This window comes from Paraplanobispora takensis (assembly GCF_016863195.1).
Classification (GTDB): Bacteria; Actinomycetota; Actinomycetes; order Streptosporangiales; family Streptosporangiaceae; genus Planobispora; species Planobispora takensis.
The window spans coordinates 114384-130232 of the sequence record NZ_BOOK01000038.1 but is presented as its reverse complement, the minus strand read 5'-3'; the positions used below and the strand labels follow the sequence as shown (position 1 = coordinate 130232).

Genomic DNA, 15849 nt, shown 5'->3' with positions numbered 1-15849 from the left:
GGTTGACCAGCCATTCGGCCGATCCTCCGGCCACTAGGAGGAGACGGCCCCTTCTCCGGGAGGAGCGATCCGAGGCCGGAGACGGATAGCGTTCGCCTATGACATCCCGCGTTCAGGTGCCGGATGCCAGGACGCGAGGCCCGGTGTTCGACGTCCTTCTGGCCTGCGCCGCAGTCGCCATCGGCCTGTTCGTCTCCGGCAAGACGGGCGATCCGGTGCCCTGGCCGGCCGCGGTCGGCCTGTCCCTGCTCGCCGGGACGCCCATGGGATTCGTCCGGCGCTGGCCGCTGGAGATCTGCCTCTACCAGTCGGCCCTGCTCATCGTCTGCGACCGGCTCGGCGTCTTCGCCGCCGACACCGTGCAGACCCTGATCCCGGTCGCGGTCGGGGTCCTGGCCTACCGGCACACGTGGCGGCGGATCGTGCCCGGCGCGGTGCTGGCCGGGACCGCCACCGCCTTCAACCTCGCCGACCCCGGCACCGCGTTCACCGCGGGGGCCTGGTACTTCCCGGTGGGCCTGGCGGTCATCCCCGTCATCGTCGGCCGCTATCTGCGCCATCCCATCGAACCCGTGGCCGCGGTCGAGCGCCGTCCCGCCCTCGATCTGCTCCTGGCGGGCGGCGGGGTGGCCTTCATGGTCCTGGACACCTGGACCAGGTGGAACGACGGGCCGCTGCCGGTCTGGGCGGCGGGCTGGTGCGCGATCGGCTGCGGCATCACGGCCGGGCTGGTGCGCAGGCTGCCGGGTACGGCCTTCGCCCTGCAGGGCGTGCTGGTCCTGCTGGCCAATCAGAACGCCGGCTTCGCCGCGAACTCGCTGCAGGGCCTGTTCCTGGTCACCCTGGGCGTCTTCGCCACCCGCGCCTCGTGGTCGTGGACCATCGTGGCCTATGTCCTGGCCACCGGGGTGACCGCCCTCAACATCGTCGGCGAGGAGATGTCGCAGGTCACCCCCACCCGGATCGCCGCCCTGCTGGCCATGGTGGCCGCGCCGATCATCATCGGCCGCTACCTCGGCGTCCGCAAGGACGCCGCGGACCTGCAACTGGCCATGGCCGAGGAGGCCAGGCAGCTGTCGGCCGAGCGGGCCCGGGCCGACCTGCTGGCCGAGCGCGAGCGCATCGCCCGCGACGTGCACGACATCGTGGCCCACCACGTGGGCGCCATGGTGCTGCGGGCCGGCGCCGCCCAGTACGCCGCGCCGTCGGGGCCGGTCGCCGAGGCGCTGTCCGACATCCGCAGCACCGGCCACCAGGTGCTGGAGGACCTGCGCGGCCTGCTGAACGTGCTGCGCGACCCCGAGCTGGCCCATCTCCCCGTCGCCGCACCGGAGGAGGTGGTGCACGACGCGGTGGACCGGGTCAACGCCGCTGGCCTGAGGGTGGAGCTGCGCTCCAGTCCCGAGGCCGCGCTGGTGCCCCTGGTGACCCGGGCCTCGGCCGCCAGGATCGTCCAGGAGGGCCTGACCAACGTGCTCAAGCACGCGGGCCCCGGCACCTCGGCGGTAGTGGAGCTGAAGGTGGCCGGAGACGCGCTGCAGGTCAACGTGCTCAGCGGGCCCCCGCCCGGCGACACCCCGGAGGCGGAGGCGCCCTCACCCGCCCTGCGCGACGCGCTGCCCTCCTCCGGGCAGGGCATCGCGGGCATGCGGGAGAGGGCGCGGGCGCTGGGCGGGGACCTGTCGGCGGGACCGACCGGGGACGGCGGCTGGCGCCTGGCGGCCACGCTCCCGCTGGAGAGTTCGGCGCATTCTTGCGGCATGACGCCGCAACGCAGGATCCTGCCCTGGAGGCGGGAGGAAGGACGACAGGACAGCGTGAGCGAGTACGACATCGCGGGGGTCCACCGTCCGGTGGAGGAGACCCGGTGATCCGGGTCGTCATCGCCGACGACCAGGCGCTCGTGCGGGCGGGCGTGCGGATGCTGCTGGAGGCGGCCGGGGAGATGGAGGTCTGCGGGGAGGCGGTCGACGGTGCGCAGGCCGTACAGCACGCCGAGCGGCTGCGCCCCGACGTGCTCCTGATGGACCTGCGCATGCCGAGGATGGACGGGCTGGAGGCCACCCGGCGCATCCTGGCCGCCTGGCCGGCCGCGCGGATCGTGATCCTGACGACCTTCGCCGAGGACGAGAACGTCTACGCCGCGCTGCGCGCCGGGGCGATCGGCTTCCTGGTCAAGGACGACGAGCCGGAGCGGATGGTCGACGCCGTGCGCCGCGCCGCGGCCGGGGAGCCGCTGCTGGCCCCCTCGGTGCTGCGCCGCGTGGTGGAGCGGGCGCTGGCGGCCGAGGAGAAGGTCACCGCGCGCGTCCCCGCCGGGCTCACCGACCGGGAGCTGGACGTGCTGGCCCTGGTCGGGACGGGGTTGTCCAACGCCGAGATCGCCGACACCCTGCACGTGGGCGTCACGACCGTCAAGACCCACGTCTCCACCGCCATGGACAAGCTGGGCCTGCGCAACCGCATCCAGGCCGCGGTGGTCGCCCACCGGATCGGGCTGGTCGACGCGGGGTTCCGCCCGGTGCGCAATCCGCCCCGCGGCGGATCGGCGGGTCACCCCGGAGGGTGACGACGCGCCGCGTCCCCGGCGACCACGATGTGCTCCTGACCACTCACCGAAGGAAGGACACATCCCATGCAGGAGGTCATCGCCCAGGGATCCGCGCCCCCGCAGGGCCGGCCCGTCTCCACCGGGCTGCTGTACGGCCTGCGCGTCCTGGTCGTCGCCCAGGCGGCCGGACTGGTCACCGCGGCCTCCTTCGCCGGGCAGTCCGTGCAGACGGCCAAGGACCTCATCGCCACGGGCCAGGCCCTGCCGGCGGACGGGATGCTGGCCGAGCCGCACGTCATGGCGGGCCTGGCGGTGCATGTGATCGCCCTGCTGCAGATCGTGGCGGCCGTCCTGGTCTGGCGTCCGGGCCGAGGAGCGGGCTGGCCCGCCCTGGCCAGCCTGGGCCTGTTCCTGATCGGCATGGGTCAGCACTTCACCTGGCAACTGCTGGGCACCCACGTGCCCAGCGGCCTGGCCCTGTTCGGGCTCACCCTGGCCGTGCTCATCTGGGCCTGGTCGCCCCGCGCCGCCGTCCGGCGCTCCTGAGGCAGGACGGGAGACCGCTCCGTGACGCGACGGACGGTCTCCCGCCGCGCGGGGGGCGTCCTTCCGGCCCGCCCCCCGGGGCCGGGGGACGCCCCCTCCCCCGTTCGCGCAGGCGGCGGTAGGAGCGCTGCCTGCCGGGCAGGCTAACGCCATGAACGACACCGAACGTGACGAGAGCTGGGTGGCGGACTCCGACACCTCCACCGACCGGCGCATGGAGGACACCGTCGGCACCGCCGGCTCCATGACCGAGACCTCCTATCCGGACGAGCCGCAGAACCCCGCCGACCGGGCCTCCGGCGTCGGGTCGGCCATGCCCGCGGAGTCCTCGGGGCTGGGGGAGGAGACCGGCCGGGGCGCCGAGGGGCGCGTCGAGGGCGCCCCGGAGGGTGAGCGCGCCCCCGGCACCGAGGACTGACGGCCCCGGGGCGCTCAGTCGGCCAGGGGGAGATACAGGCGGTTGCCGCCCGCCGCGAACTCCTCGGCCTTGGCCCGCATCCCGGCCTCGACCTCGTCGTCGCCGGGTGCGGCCGCGGCGCCGTACTTGTCGGCGATGTCCCGGCTGATCCGCATGGAGCAGAACTTCGGCCCGCACATCGAGCAGAAATGAGCGGTCTTGGCCGGGGCCGCGGGCAGGGTCTCGTCGTGGAAGGACCGGGCTGTGTCCGGGTCCAGCGACAGCTCGAACTGGTCCTCCCAGCGGAACTCGAACCGGGCCTCCGACAGCGCGTCGTCGCGGGCCTGCGCGCCCGGGTGCCCCTTGGCGAGGTCGGCCGCGTGCGCCGCGATCTTGTAGGTGATCACGCCGGTCTTCACGTCGTCGCGGTTCGGCAGGCCCAGGTGCTCCTTGGGCGTGACGTAGCAGAGCATCGCGGTGCCGTACCAGCCGATCATCGCCGCGCCGATGGCCGAGGTGATGTGGTCGTAGCCGGGGGCGATGTCGGTCGTCAGCGGGCCGAGAGTGTAGAACGGCGCGTCGTCGCAGAGCTCGCGCTGCAGGTCGACGTTCTCCTTGATCTTGTGCATCGGGACGTGCCCGGGCCCCTCGATCATGACCTGGACGTCGTGCGCGTGCGCGATCTTCGTGAGCTCGCCCAGCGTCCGCAGTTCGGCGAACTGGGCCTCGTCGTTGGCGTCGGCGATCGAGCCGGGCCGCAGGCCGTCGCCCAGCGAGAACGCCACGTCGTAGGCGGCCATGATCTCGCAGATGTCGGCGAAGTGCTCGTACAGGAAGCTCTCGCGGTGGTGGGCCAGGCACCAGGCCGCCATGATCGAGCCGCCCCGGGAGACGATGCCGGTCTTGCGCCCGGCCGTCAGCGGGACGTGGGCCAGGCGCACCCCGGCGTGGACGGTGAAGTAGTCGACGCCCTGCTCGCACTGCTCGACGAGGGTGTCGCGGTAGACCTCCCACGACAGCTCCCCGGCGGCGCCGCCGACCTTCTCCAGCGCCTGGTAGAGCGGGACCGTCCCGATCGGCACCGGGGAGTTGCGGATGATCCACTCGCGGGTGGTGTGGATGTTGCGCCCCGTGGACAGGTCCATCACGGTGTCGGCGCCCCACCGCGTCGCCCACGTCATCTTGTCCACCTCCTCCTGGATGGTGGAGGTGACGGCGGAGTTGCCGATGTTGGCGTTGACCTTCACCAGGAAATTACGTCCGATGATCATCGGCTCGCTCTCCGGATGGTTGACGTTGGCCGGGATGATCGCCCGCCCGGCGGCCACCTCCTCGCGCACGAACTCCGGCGTCACGCCCTCGCGGACGGCCACGAACTCCATCTCCCTGGTGATCTGCCCGCGCCGCGCGTAGGCCAGCTGCGTCACCGGCGCCCCCGCCGCCCGCAGCGGCCTGCGCTCGTCACCGGTGAAGACCGCGTCCAGGGAACGCAGGTCGCGGGCCCAGGACTCCCGGTCCCGATGGCCGTCGTCGGCCGGCCTGGCCCGGCGCCCGCCGTACCGCGCCACGTCGCCGCGATCGAGGATCCACTCCTCGCGCAGGCGCGGCAGCCCGCGGGTGACGTCGACGCTCACGGCCGGGTCGGTGCAGGGCCCCGAGGTGTCGTAGAGCGTCACCGACTCCCCGTCGGTCAGCCGCACCCGGCGCATGGGGACCCGCAGGTCACCCACATAGATCTTGGAACTGGACAGCCGCGCGTCAGCCATCGCGCAAACTCCCTTCGCCGGCATTACCCGGAGCAGGTTCTGGCGGTCGGCGGCTGTGACAGCCGTCCTCTCAGCCCGGTTCTCCGGGCTCCCGCGTTGGTCGGCCGAAACCCTAGCGCGTCCCCCTCCCGATCACCACCCTCCCCGATCCGCGAAGCGTCGCCGTCAACACAGTAGTGTCGCTATCAGGCACGGGGAGGAGATAAACGGGTGAGTTCGGAGATATCGGAAACCGAGGATCGGATCTGGACGGTTCCGAACGCGCTGAGCCTGGCCAGGTTGCTCGGCGTCCCGGTCTTCCTCTGGCTCGTGCTGGGCCCGAAGGCCGACGGCTGGGCCGTCGCGCTGCTGATGCTCGCCGGGTTCTCCGACTGGCTCGACGGCAAGATCGCCCGGGCGTGGAACCAGACCAGCAGGCTCGGCCGGCTGCTCGACCCGCTGGCCGACCGGCTCTACATCCTGGCCACCCTGCTGGGTCTGGCCCTGCGGGACATCATCCCCTGGTGGCTGGCACTGATCATCCCGCTCCGGGACGTGATGCTGCTGGGCATCCCGCCGATCCTGCGCAAGCTCGGGTACGGCCCGGCGCTGCCGGTGCACTTCCTGGGCAAGGCCGCCACGGCCAACCTGCTCTATTCCTTCCCCCTGCTCTTCCTGGCCCACCACGACGCCTGGTACGCCCAGCCGGCGCGGATCGTCGGCTGGTCGCTGGCTATCTGGGGTGTCGGGCTGTACTGGTGGTCAGGGGTGCTGTATTGGGTACAGGTGCGGCAGCTCCGCAAAGGAGCCAAAAGCCGTAAGAGGTGATCAGTGAAGGCCGTCGTCATGGCGGGCGGTGAGGGGACACGGCTGCGGCCGATGACCGCGAACCAGCCCAAGCCCCTGCTCCCTGTGGTCAACAGACCGATCATGGAGCATGTGCTGCGCCTGCTCAAACGGCACGGGCTCACCGAGACCGTGGTGACCGTGCAGTTCCTGGCCGCCCTGGTGCGCAACTACTTCGGCGACGGCGACGAGCTCGGGATGAACCTGTACTACGCCACCGAGGAGCGGCCGCTGGGCACCGCCGGGAGCGTGAAGAACGCCGCCGACGAGCTCCGCGACGCGCCCTTCATGGTCATCTCCGGGGACGCGCTCACCGACATCGACCTGACCGACATGATCCGCTTCCACCGGGAGAACGGCGCCCTGGTCACCATCGGGCTCAAGCGCGTGCCCAACCCGCTGGAGTTCGGCATCGTCATCGTCGACGAGCAGGGCCGGGTGGAGCGGTTCCTGGAGAAGCCCACCTGGGGCCAGGTCTTCTCCGACACCGTCAACACCGGCATCTACGTGATGGAACCGGAGGTCCTCGACGAGGTCTCCGCCGACGGGCCGGTCGACTGGTCGGCGGACGTGTTCCCGGAGCTGCTGAAGCGCGGGGCCCCGCTGTTCGGCTACGTGGCCGAGGGCTACTGGGAGGACGTCGGCACCCACGAGAGCTACCTGCGGGTCCAGGCCGACGTGCTGTCCGGCCGGGTCAAGGTGGACATCGGGGCCTTCGAGCTCTCACCCGGCGTCTGGGTGGCCGAGGGCGCGGTGGTGGACCCCGACGCGATCCTCAAGGGCCCCCTCTACGTCGGCGACTACGCCAAGGTCGAGGCCGGGGCGGAGCTGCGCGAGTACACCGTGCTGGGCAGCAACGCGGTGGTGCGCGAGGGCGCGTTCCTGCACCGCGCGGTCGTCCACGACAACGTCTACGTGGGACCGAGCACCCACCTGCGCGGCTGCGTCATCGGCAAGAACACCGACCTGATGACGGGGGCCCGGGTCGAGGAGAACGCGGTCGTCGGCGACGAGTGCATCATCGAGGCCGAGGCCTACGTCTCCTCAGGGGTCAAGGTCTACCCGTTCAAGACCGTCGAGGCCGGGGCCGTCGTCAACACCAGCGTCATCTGGGAGTCGCGGGGCCAGCGCAACCTGTTCGGCCCGCGCGGGGTCTCCGGGCTGGTCAACGTCGAGATCACCCCGGAGCTGTGCGTACGGCTGGCCAGCGCCTACGCCACGACCCTCAGGAAGGGCACCTCGGTCGTCACCTCCCGGGACTCCTCCCGGGCGGCCAGGGCCCTGAAGAGAGCCGTCATCAGCGCCCTGAACGCCAGCGCCATCAACGTGCTGGACCTGGAGGCCGCCCCGCTGCCGGTCTCGCGTTTCCACACCGCCAGGGAGAACGCCGTCGGCGGGATCGCGCTGCGCACCACCCCCGGCGACCCGCAGAGCGTGGACATCGTCTTCATGGACGAGACCGGCGCCGACCTGTCGCAGTCGGCCCAGCGCAAGCTGGAGCGGGTCTTCTCGCGCCAGGAGTTCCGCCGCGCCTTCCCCGGCGAGATCGCCGAGCTCACCTTCCCCTCGCGGGCGGTCGAGGGCTACACCCACGAGCTGCTGCGCTATGTGAACATGAGCGGCGTGCGCGACGCCGACATGAAGGTCGTGGTCGACTGCGCGGGCGGCACCTCCTCGCTGGTGCTGCCCAGCCTCCTGGGCCGGGTCGGGGTGGACGTGCTGACGGTCAACAACCGGCTGGACGACGCCTCGCCCACCGAGACCTTCGCCGAGCGCCGCCGCGACCTGCAGCGCCTGTCGGAGCTCGTCAGCTCCTCCAGGGCGGCCTTCGGCGTACGGTTCGACCCGGTGGGCGAGCGGGTCTCGCTGGTCAACGAGATGGGCCAGCTGATCAGCGAGGAGCGGGCCCTGCTGGTCGTGCTGGACCTGGTCGCGGCCGAACGGCGCGGCGGCCGGGTGGCGCTGCCGGTGACCACCACCCGCGTGGCCGAGCAGGTCTGCCGGTTCCACGGCGTGCAGGTCGAGTGGACCTCCACCGCGATCGACGCCCTGACCGCCGCCTCCAAGGCTCCCGACATGGTCTTCGCGGGGGACGGGCGCGGCGGTTTCATCGTGCCGGAGTTCGGCCCCACGGTGGACGGCCTGGCGGTGTTCCTGCGCCTGCTGGGCCTGGTCGCCAGGACCCGGCTGTCGCTGAGCCAGATCGACGCCAGGATCCCCGTGGCCCGCCTGCTGCGCCGTACGGTGCCCACCCCCTGGGCGGCCAAGGGCGTGGTGATGCGCTCGGTCATCGAGGCCGCCGAGGGCTACCGGATCGACACCACCGACGGCGTCCGGGTCGTCGCCGAGGACGGCAGCTGGGCCCTGGTCCTGCCCGACCCGGCCGAGGCCGTCACCCACCTGTGGGCCGAGGGCCCCGACGTCGACTCCGCCCAGACCCTCCTGGAACGCTGGGCCCGCGTGGTGGAACGCGCCGCGGGCCTGTGACCCCTCACAAGATCATATGCTTCGGCGCCGCCGTCGAGCACCCTGCGACGCGCAGCGTCGCAATGAGCACAGATATAGACCTTGGACCGTGCCCCGCTGTAGCTTTGACACGACCGAACCCGCGGTCGACCGCTCGCCTTGACCTTTGCGCCTCAGCGGCGTAAGTTTCGGCATTCGCAGTCTGAAAACACTTGAGAAGCGAAGAAGCGAGGCGCGCATCCCCGAGCACCGTTGCCGCGTCTTCGCGGTAGGAGGCCGAGCCGATCGATGCCGAGCGTCTACTGCACGCAGTGCGGTCATGCCAACCCCGAGGACGCGCGTTTCTGTTCTCGTTGCGGGTCGCCGCTGACCAGAGCTGAGGTCCCGGGAGACAGCACGTCGACGATCTCCTTGTCCGGGATCGAGGCCTACGAGGCGGAGACAGGGGAGACGCTCCTCGCCGAGCGGCAGGCCGTCGAGCAGCTGCGTCCGGGCACGGCTCTGCTGGTCGCCATGCGCGGCCCGAACGCCGGCAGCCGCTTCCTGCTGGACAGCGACCTCACCACCGTGGGCCGCCATCCGGAGAGCGACATCTTCCTCGACGACATCACCGTCTCGCGGCGCCACGTGGAGTTCTACCGGCGCGGCGGAGGCATGTTCACCGTCCGCGACGTCGGCAGCCTGAACGGCACCTACGTCAACCGCGAACGGATCGAGGAGGTCCCGCTCTACGGCGGGGACGAGGTGCAGATCGGAAAGTTCCGTCTGGTGTTCCTCACCCGCGGCGCCGCTGGAGGATGATGAGCCCGCAGGCCGCTCGTGCGCATATGAGCATCGGGGAGGTCCTCGCCCTTCTGCAGGGTGAATTCCCCGATGTCAGCATCTCCAAGATCCGTTTCCTGGAGGGCGAGGGGTTGATCGAGCCGGAGCGGAGTCCCTCCGGCTACCGGAAGTTCACCTACGCCGACGTCGAGCGGCTGCGGTACATCCTCGGCGAGCAGCGTGACCGCTACCTCCCGCTGCGTGTGATCAAGGACCGGCTGGAGGCGGCCGACCGGGAGGACCGGCCGGTCGCCCGGCCGCGGGCGGTCCCCGACGAGGCGCCCGCCGAGGTCCGCCTCACCCGGGAGGAGCTCCTGGCCGCGGCCGACCTCGACGAGGAGACCCTGACCGAGCTCGAGGCCTACGGCCTGCTGTCGGCGGTGGCCCGCCACTACGACGCCGAGGCCCTCGCCGTGGCCCGCAGCGTGGGCGCGCTGGCCGCCTTCGGACTGCACGCCCGCCACCTGCGGGCGGTCAGGGCCGCCGCCGAGCGGGAGGCCGGACTGGTGGAGCAGGCCGTGGCCCCCCTGCTGCGCCGCAAGGGCCCCGGCGCCATCGACAGGGCGGACGAGACGGCCAGGGAGATCTCCGGCCTGCTGCTGGAGCTGCACGCTTCGCTGCTGCGTTCCGGGGTACGTGACGCGCTGGGCAGGTGAGGCCGGACCTGACCGGGCGCTTTCCGCCCTGTGGGTGTTACGTTGAAGAAACCGGTCGGAACTCAGCGAAAAGACGGAGCAGCCCGTGTTGCAGATGGAGGTCGTGGGCGTTCGGGTTGAGATGCCCTCCAACCAGCCCATCGTCCTGTTGAAGGAAGCGCGGGGGGAGCGCTATCTGCCCATATGGATCGGCATGAACGAGGCGACCGCGATCGCCATGGCCCAGGCGGAGGAGCCGCCGCCGCGGCCGCTCACCCATGACCTGTTCCGCGATGTCCTGGACGCTCTCGGCGTGGGGCTGCGCACGGTGAACATCGTCGCTCTCCGCGAGGGCATCTACTTCGCAGATCTGGTGTTCTCCAACGGCGTCGAGGTGAGCGCCCGCCCCTCGGACTCGATCGCCTTGGCACTGCGCACCGGCGCGCGTATCTTCGCCAGTGAGGACGTGGTCCGCGAGGCCGGAGTGATCATTCCGGACGATCAGGAGGGCCAGGAAGACGAGGTGGAGAAGTTCAGGGAGTTCCTTGACCAGATCTCGCCGGAGGACTTCGGCCGCGCGGGGTAGGAATTTCGGTGCATTTACGCTTCACGACGCGCCGAGTGGGGTCGTTGACTGAGCTGGACCCCAGTCATACGGTGCGAGTGAACCTGTGGCCGTGTGCAAACCCCCAGATCAGGCCATGGGATGAGAGAAAGCCGGAGGTCCGCAGTGGCGGTCAGCAGCGGCGAAGGAAAGGCGGCCGGCCAGGATGATCCGGGGCGGCGCCGGTCGGCGCGCCAGCGTGCCGGAGAAGAAGGCCTGCTGTTCGAGGGGCAGCCGGTGAGCCTGCCCGCCGACGTCGGCTATCGGGGCCCGACGGCCTGTGCCGCTGCCGGGATCACCTACCGGCAACTGGACTACTGGGCCCGCACCGGGTTGGTCGAGCCCACCGTCAGGGCCGCCCACGGCTCCGGTTCCCAGCGCCTGTACGGCTTCCGCGACATCCTGGTGCTCAAGGTCGTCAAACGCCTCCTGGACACCGGCGTCTCCCTGCAGCAGATCCGCATCGCCGTGCATCACCTGCGCGCCCGGGGGGTCAGCGATCTGGCCCAGATCACCTTGATGAGCGACGGGGTCAGCGTCTACGAGTGCACCTCGCCCGACGAGGTCATCGACCTCCTCCAGGGGGGTCAGGGAGTGTTCGGCATAGCCCTGGGCCGGGTCTGGCAGGAGGTGGAGGGCTCTCTGGCGGAATTGCCCGGCGAGCGTGCGGAGACCACTGACGGCCCTTTAGCCGAGCACCACGCCGATGAGCTGGCCCGCCGCCGCAGGGCCCGCCGTACGGGGTAAGGTTGATACAGCTGTTGACCCTGTGCGGGAGAGACCCCGACCCGATCGGGGCGCCGAAGGAGCAACCTCCCCGGAATCTCTCAGGCACCCTGTACCGCACGGACGAGGCAACTCTGGAAAGCAGGTGCGTCCGCCAGGCGCGTCTCACCGACGGTGAAAGCCCGCCCCTCCGGGGCAGGTGAAGCTCTCAGGTCGAGATGACAGAGGGGGAGATCCGGCAGCACACGCCCGCGCCCAGCGCCGGTCTCCACCGCCTCGGGAGGCTTTCCATGACCGATCTGTCACCCCTCAGCGAGCTCACCCCTCCGCCGTTCGCGACCCGCCACATCGGGCCCGACGACACCGACCAGGCCCGCATGCTGGAGGCGGTCGGGTTCGGCTCCGTCTCCGACCTGATCGCGGTGGCGGTGCCCGAGACGATCAGGGCCAAGGACCGCCTCGCCCTGCCCGCCGCGGCCGGTGAGGCCGAGGCCATCGGGGAGCTGCGCGCCCTCGCGGCCCGCAACACCGTGCTGACCTCGATGATCGGCCTGGGGTACCACGACACGGTCACCCCCGCCGTCATCCGCCGCAACCTGCTGGAGAACCCGGGCTGGTACACCGCCTACACGCCCTACCAGCCGGAGATCTCCCAGGGCCGCCTGGAGGCCCTGCTGAACTTCCAGACGGTGATCTCCGACCTGACCGGCCTGGACGTCGCCGGCGCCTCCCTGCTGGACGAGGCGACCGCCGCGGCCGAGGCGATGACCCTGGCCCGCCGCGCGGGCAAGGCCAAGTCGAACGTGTTCGTGATCGACGCCGACGCGCTGCCGCAGACCAAGGCCGTGCTGCACACCCGCGCCGAGCCGCTGGGCATCGAGCTGGTCGAGAGCGACTTCACCGCCGAGCTGCCCGAGTGCTTCGGCGTCCTGGTGCAGTACCCCGGCACCAGCGGCCGCATCCGCGACTTCCGGTCGGTGGCCGAGGCCGCCCACGCCCTCGGCGCCCAGGTGGTCGCCGCGGCCGACCTGCTCTCCCTCACCCTGCTGGCCACGCCCGGCGAACTCGGCGCCGACATCGCGATCGGCTCCTCGCAGCGCTTCGGCGTCCCGCTGGGCTTCGGCGGCCCGCACGCGGCCTACATGGCGGTCCGCGAGGGACTGCAGCGGCAGATGCCCGGCCGCCTGGTCGGCGTCTCGGTGGACGCCGACGGGCGCGCGGCCTACCGCCTGGCGCTGCAGACCCGCGAGCAGCACATCCGCCGCGAGAAGGCGACCAGCAACATCTGCACCGCGCAGGTGCTGCTGGCCGTGATCGCCGGAATGTACGCCGTCTACCACGGTCCCGACGGCCTGCGCCGGATCGCCCGGCGCGTCCACCGGCACGCCGTCGTGCTCGCCGAGGCCCTGCGCCACGGCGGCGTCGAGATCGTGCACGAGGCCTTCTTCGACACCCTGCTGGCCCGGGTGCCCGGCCGCGCCGCCGGCGTCGTCGAGGCCGCCCGCGAGAACGGGATCAACCTGCGCCTGGTCGACGCCGACCACGTCGGCATCACCTGCGACGAGCGCACCGAGCCGCTCCACCTGGAGCAGGTCCTGGCCGCCTTCGAGGTCAGCGGCGCCGTCCTGGCCGACCTGCACGCCGTACAGGACACGATCCCCGGCGAGCTGCTGCGCACGGGCGACTACCTGACCCACCCGGTCTTCCACAGCCACCGCTCCGAGACGGCGATGCTGCGCTACCTGCGCCGGCTGCAGGACAAGGACATCGCGCTCGACAAGTCGATGATCCCGCTGGGCTCCTGCACCATGAAGCTCAACGCGACCACCGAGATGGAGCCGATCACCTGGCCGGAGTTCGCCGGACTGCACCCGTACGCCCCCGAGGACCAGGCCGAGGGCTACGTCGAGCTGATCGAGGGGCTGGAGGGCTGGCTGGCCGAGGTCACCGGCTACGACGCCGTGTCGATCCAGCCCAACGCCGGTTCCCAGGGGGAGTTCGCCGGTCTGCTGGCCATCCGCGCCTACCACAAGGCGCGGGGCGAGGGCAGCCGCGAGGTCTGCCTGATCCCGTCCTCGGCGCACGGCACCAACGCCGCCAGCGCCGTCATGGCGGGCATGAAGGTCGTCGTGGTCGCCTGCGACGACAACGGCAACGTCGACCTCGCCGACCTGGCCGACAAGATCGGCAAGAACCGCGACCGGCTCTCCGCGATCATGGTGACCTACCCCTCCACGCACGGCGTGTACGAGGAGACCATCACCCAGATCTGCGAGATGGTCCACGAGGCCGGCGGTCAGGTCTACGTCGACGGCGCCAACCTCAACGCGCTGGTCGGGCTGGCCAAGCTGGGCGAGTTCGGGGCCGACGTCTCCCACCTGAACCTGCACAAGACCTTCTGCATCCCGCACGGCGGCGGCGGTCCGGGCGTCGGCCCGGTCGCGGTCCGCGCCCACCTGGCCGACTACCTGCCCGGCCACCCGCTGCGCGAGGGCTCGGCGGTCGGTCCGGTCTCGGCCGCGCCGTACGGCTCGGCGGGCATCCTGCCCATCTCCTGGGCCTACATCCGGATGATGGGCGGCGAGGGCCTCAAGGCCGCCACCGAGCAGGCCATCCTGTCGGCCAACTACCTGGCCCGCAGGCTCGCCCCGCACTACCCGGTCCTGTACACCGGGCGCGGCGGCCTGGTCGCCCACGAGTGCATCGTCGACCTGCGCCAGATCACCAAGGAGACCGGCGTCACCGTGGACGACGTGGCCAAGCGTCTGATCGACTACGGCTTCCACGCGCCGACCATGTCCTTCCCGGTGGCCGGCACGCTGATGATCGAGCCGACCGAGAGCGAGGACCTGGCCGAGCTCGACCGGTTCTGCGACGCGATGATCGCGATCCGGGAGGAGATCGCGAAGGTCGCCTCGGGCGCCTACGACAAGACCGACAACCCGCTGCGCAACGCCCCGCACACCGCCGACTGCCTGGTCGCCGACGAGTGGGGCCACGCCTACAGCCGCACCGAGGCCGCCTACCCGGTGGCGTCGCTGCGCGAGGGCAAGTACTGGGTGCCGGTGCGCCGCATCGACCAGGCCTACGGCGACCGCAACCTCGTGTGCGCCTGCCCGCCCCTGTCGGCCTACGAGGACTGACCTCTCCTGACGCGGCCCGCCCGTGCGGGCCGCGCATCCGATGGGCGCGTGCGGGGGGACGCGGACGGCCCCGAGTCGTTAGGCTCGGGGCGACCGCGTACCCGGGAAGGATCCTGCATGCCTGAGGTGGACACGCGTCCCCTGGACACCGCGCGCCGGCTGGCCGAGGACGGCGACCTGGACGGCGCCGCGACGATCTTCGCAGAGCTGGCCGCCGACCCCGACGAGCCCGACCGGGCCCAGGCCGCCGTGGGGCTGGCCGTGGTGCTGCAGGAGCGCGGGGACGTGCCGGGCGCCCGTGCGGCCGCCCGTGCCGCGCTGGCCACCGGCCACCCCGAGTTCGCCTCCCAGGCGGCCTGCCTGCTGGCCGGCAGCTTCGAGCGGGAGGACCTGCCCGATCAGGCCCGGGCCGCCTGGCAGGCCGCGCTCGGGCTGGACAACCCCGCCTATCTGGCGCCGGCGCACATGGCGCTGGCCCGCCTGGCCACGGAGGAGCAGGAGGCCCGGCGGGCCCTGCGGGCCGCGCTGGCCACCGGGGATCCGGAGATCGGCTCGCGCGCGGCGCAGCGGCTGGCCGAGTCGTTCCTGGAGGAGGGGGAGGCGGGCCTGGCCGCCGACGCGCTCCTGGAGGCCCTGGAGATCCCCGAGGTGGCCGACGTGCCGAGGCTGCGGGTGCTGCTCGGCATCGCCCACCTGGAGCTGGCGTGCGCGGAGTTCGCCGCGGCGGTGGAGGAGGGCGACGACGCCGAGACCGGCGCCCTGGCCATCGAGCTGCTGGCCCGCACGCTCCCGCTGCGCGGCCGCGACGAGGACGCCGAGCAGGTGTGGCGCTACGGCCTCGACCACGCCGACGAGCGCCTCGCCGAGGAGGTCCGCCTCCGGCTCGACCGCGACGCCTGAGGCTTCTCTCCCCGTCTGTGCGCCCGGGCCCGAGGGTCAGTCGCGGTGACGCAGGTTGCCGAGGGCGTGGGCGATGTTGACGGCCACGAGGCCGCCCCAGGCCAGCAGCAGCCCCGCCAGGCCCGCCTCGGCCGCGGCGATGCCGGTCAGCGGGACGCCGATGCCCAGGGAGCCCAGGGCGATGGCGATCGAGGGGTTGGCCCTCTTCTTCTGCTTCGGGTACGGCTGGCCGGGGTAGGGCGCGTACGGCGAGGCGCCGGTCGCGTGCACCTCGGCCCGCACCCGGGCGGCGATGGTCGCGTCGAGACGGTCGACGAACGACTCCACGAGCGCGGCTTCGTACTCGGGGCCGAGGTCGCGCCGGGCGTCGATGGTGGCGCGCATGTCCTGACGGATGTCGTTGTAATCCTGCACGCTTTTCAGTCTGCACCCCGGTATGGCCGCCGGTATCGGCCATGAGGACGAGAT

Annotated in this window: 14 protein-coding genes and 2 riboswitches; of the genes, 12 read left to right on the top strand and 2 right to left on the bottom strand. The window is 71.7% G+C overall.

Annotated features, from left to right (window positions below):
* Window positions 1–98 precede the first annotated feature (98 nt).
* The 4 genes from Pta02_RS26740 to Pta02_RS26725 all read left to right on the top strand — a co-directional run bounded on the left by Pta02_RS26740 (window position 99) and on the right by Pta02_RS26725 (window position 3515).
* Window positions 99–1871, top strand: a complete 1773-nt coding sequence (locus tag Pta02_RS26740; protein ID WP_203877691.1) for a sensor histidine kinase — start codon at window positions 99–101, stop codon at window positions 1869–1871.
* On the top strand, window positions 1868–2569 hold the full coding sequence (locus tag Pta02_RS26735; RefSeq protein ID WP_203877690.1) for a response regulator: 702 nt from the start codon (window positions 1868–1870) through the stop codon (window positions 2567–2569). Before Pta02_RS26740 ends, Pta02_RS26735 begins: the two co-directional genes overlap by 4 nt.
* 66 nt (window positions 2570–2635) lie before the next feature.
* Entirely contained in the window at window positions 2636–3097 is a 462-nt protein-coding gene (locus Pta02_RS26730; protein ID WP_203877689.1) for a hypothetical protein, read from the top strand.
* Window positions 3098–3248: 151 nt separating this feature from the next.
* Window positions 3249–3515 (top strand): hypothetical protein, encoded by a 267-nt coding sequence (locus Pta02_RS26725; protein ID WP_203877688.1) that lies wholly within the window; start codon window positions 3249–3251, stop codon window positions 3513–3515.
* Window positions 3516–3529: 14 nt separating this feature from the next.
* Here Pta02_RS26725 and thiC read toward each other — a convergent pair whose 3' ends face one another.
* Window positions 3530–5260: a phosphomethylpyrimidine synthase ThiC gene (gene thiC / locus Pta02_RS26720; RefSeq protein WP_203877687.1), complete on the bottom strand. Its 1731-nt coding sequence runs from the start codon at window positions 5258–5260 to the stop codon at window positions 3530–3532.
* Window positions 5253–5365: riboswitch (TPP riboswitch) on the bottom strand. It overlaps the preceding gene by 8 nt.
* Before the next feature lie 117 nt (window positions 5366–5482).
* Between thiC and clsA the strand changes: the two genes are divergently transcribed.
* The 8 genes from clsA (at window position 5483) to Pta02_RS26680 (ending at window position 15381) form a co-directional block, all read left to right on the top strand.
* Entirely contained in the window at window positions 5483–6067 is a 585-nt protein-coding gene (gene clsA / locus Pta02_RS26715; protein ID WP_239131250.1) for a cardiolipin synthase ClsA, read from the top strand.
* 3 nt (window positions 6068–6070) lie between these two features.
* Complete coding sequence (locus Pta02_RS26710; RefSeq protein ID WP_203877685.1) at window positions 6071–8572, top strand: mannose-1-phosphate guanyltransferase; 2502 nt, start codon at window positions 6071–6073, stop codon at window positions 8570–8572.
* 267 nt (window positions 8573–8839) lie between these two features.
* A complete protein-coding gene (locus Pta02_RS26705) occupies window positions 8840–9352 on the top strand; it encodes a double zinc ribbon and FHA domain-containing protein (protein ID WP_203877684.1) in 513 nt (170 codons plus the stop codon).
* Between the two features lie 26 nt (window positions 9353–9378).
* The gene (gene ftsR / locus Pta02_RS26700) at window positions 9379–10029 is read left to right on the top strand and encodes a transcriptional regulator FtsR (protein WP_239131241.1); all 651 of its coding nucleotides are present in this window, start codon (window positions 9379–9381) and stop codon (window positions 10027–10029) included.
* A gap of 85 nt (window positions 10030–10114) precedes the next feature.
* Window positions 10115–10594, top strand: coding sequence for a bifunctional nuclease family protein (locus tag Pta02_RS26695; protein WP_203877682.1), 480 nt, complete (start codon window positions 10115–10117; stop codon window positions 10592–10594).
* Window positions 10595–10738: 144 nt separating this feature from the next.
* Window positions 10739–11359, top strand: a complete 621-nt coding sequence (locus Pta02_RS26690; RefSeq protein ID WP_203877681.1) for a MerR family transcriptional regulator — start codon at window positions 10739–10741, stop codon at window positions 11357–11359.
* 15 nt (window positions 11360–11374) lie between these two features.
* Window positions 11375–11466, top strand: a riboswitch (glycine riboswitch).
* A 162-nt stretch (window positions 11467–11628) separates the two neighbouring features.
* On the top strand, window positions 11629–14481 hold the full coding sequence (gene gcvP / locus Pta02_RS26685) for an aminomethyl-transferring glycine dehydrogenase (protein WP_203877680.1): 2853 nt from the start codon (window positions 11629–11631) through the stop codon (window positions 14479–14481).
* A 117-nt stretch (window positions 14482–14598) separates the two neighbouring features.
* Entirely contained in the window at window positions 14599–15381 is a 783-nt protein-coding gene (locus Pta02_RS26680) for a hypothetical protein (RefSeq protein ID WP_203877679.1), read from the top strand.
* A 36-nt stretch (window positions 15382–15417) separates the two neighbouring features.
* On the opposite strand, the gene Pta02_RS26675 is transcribed toward Pta02_RS26680, so the two are convergent.
* A complete protein-coding gene (locus Pta02_RS26675; RefSeq protein ID WP_203877678.1) occupies window positions 15418–15795 on the bottom strand; it encodes a hypothetical protein in 378 nt (125 codons plus the stop codon).
* Window positions 15796–15849 lie beyond the last annotated feature (54 nt).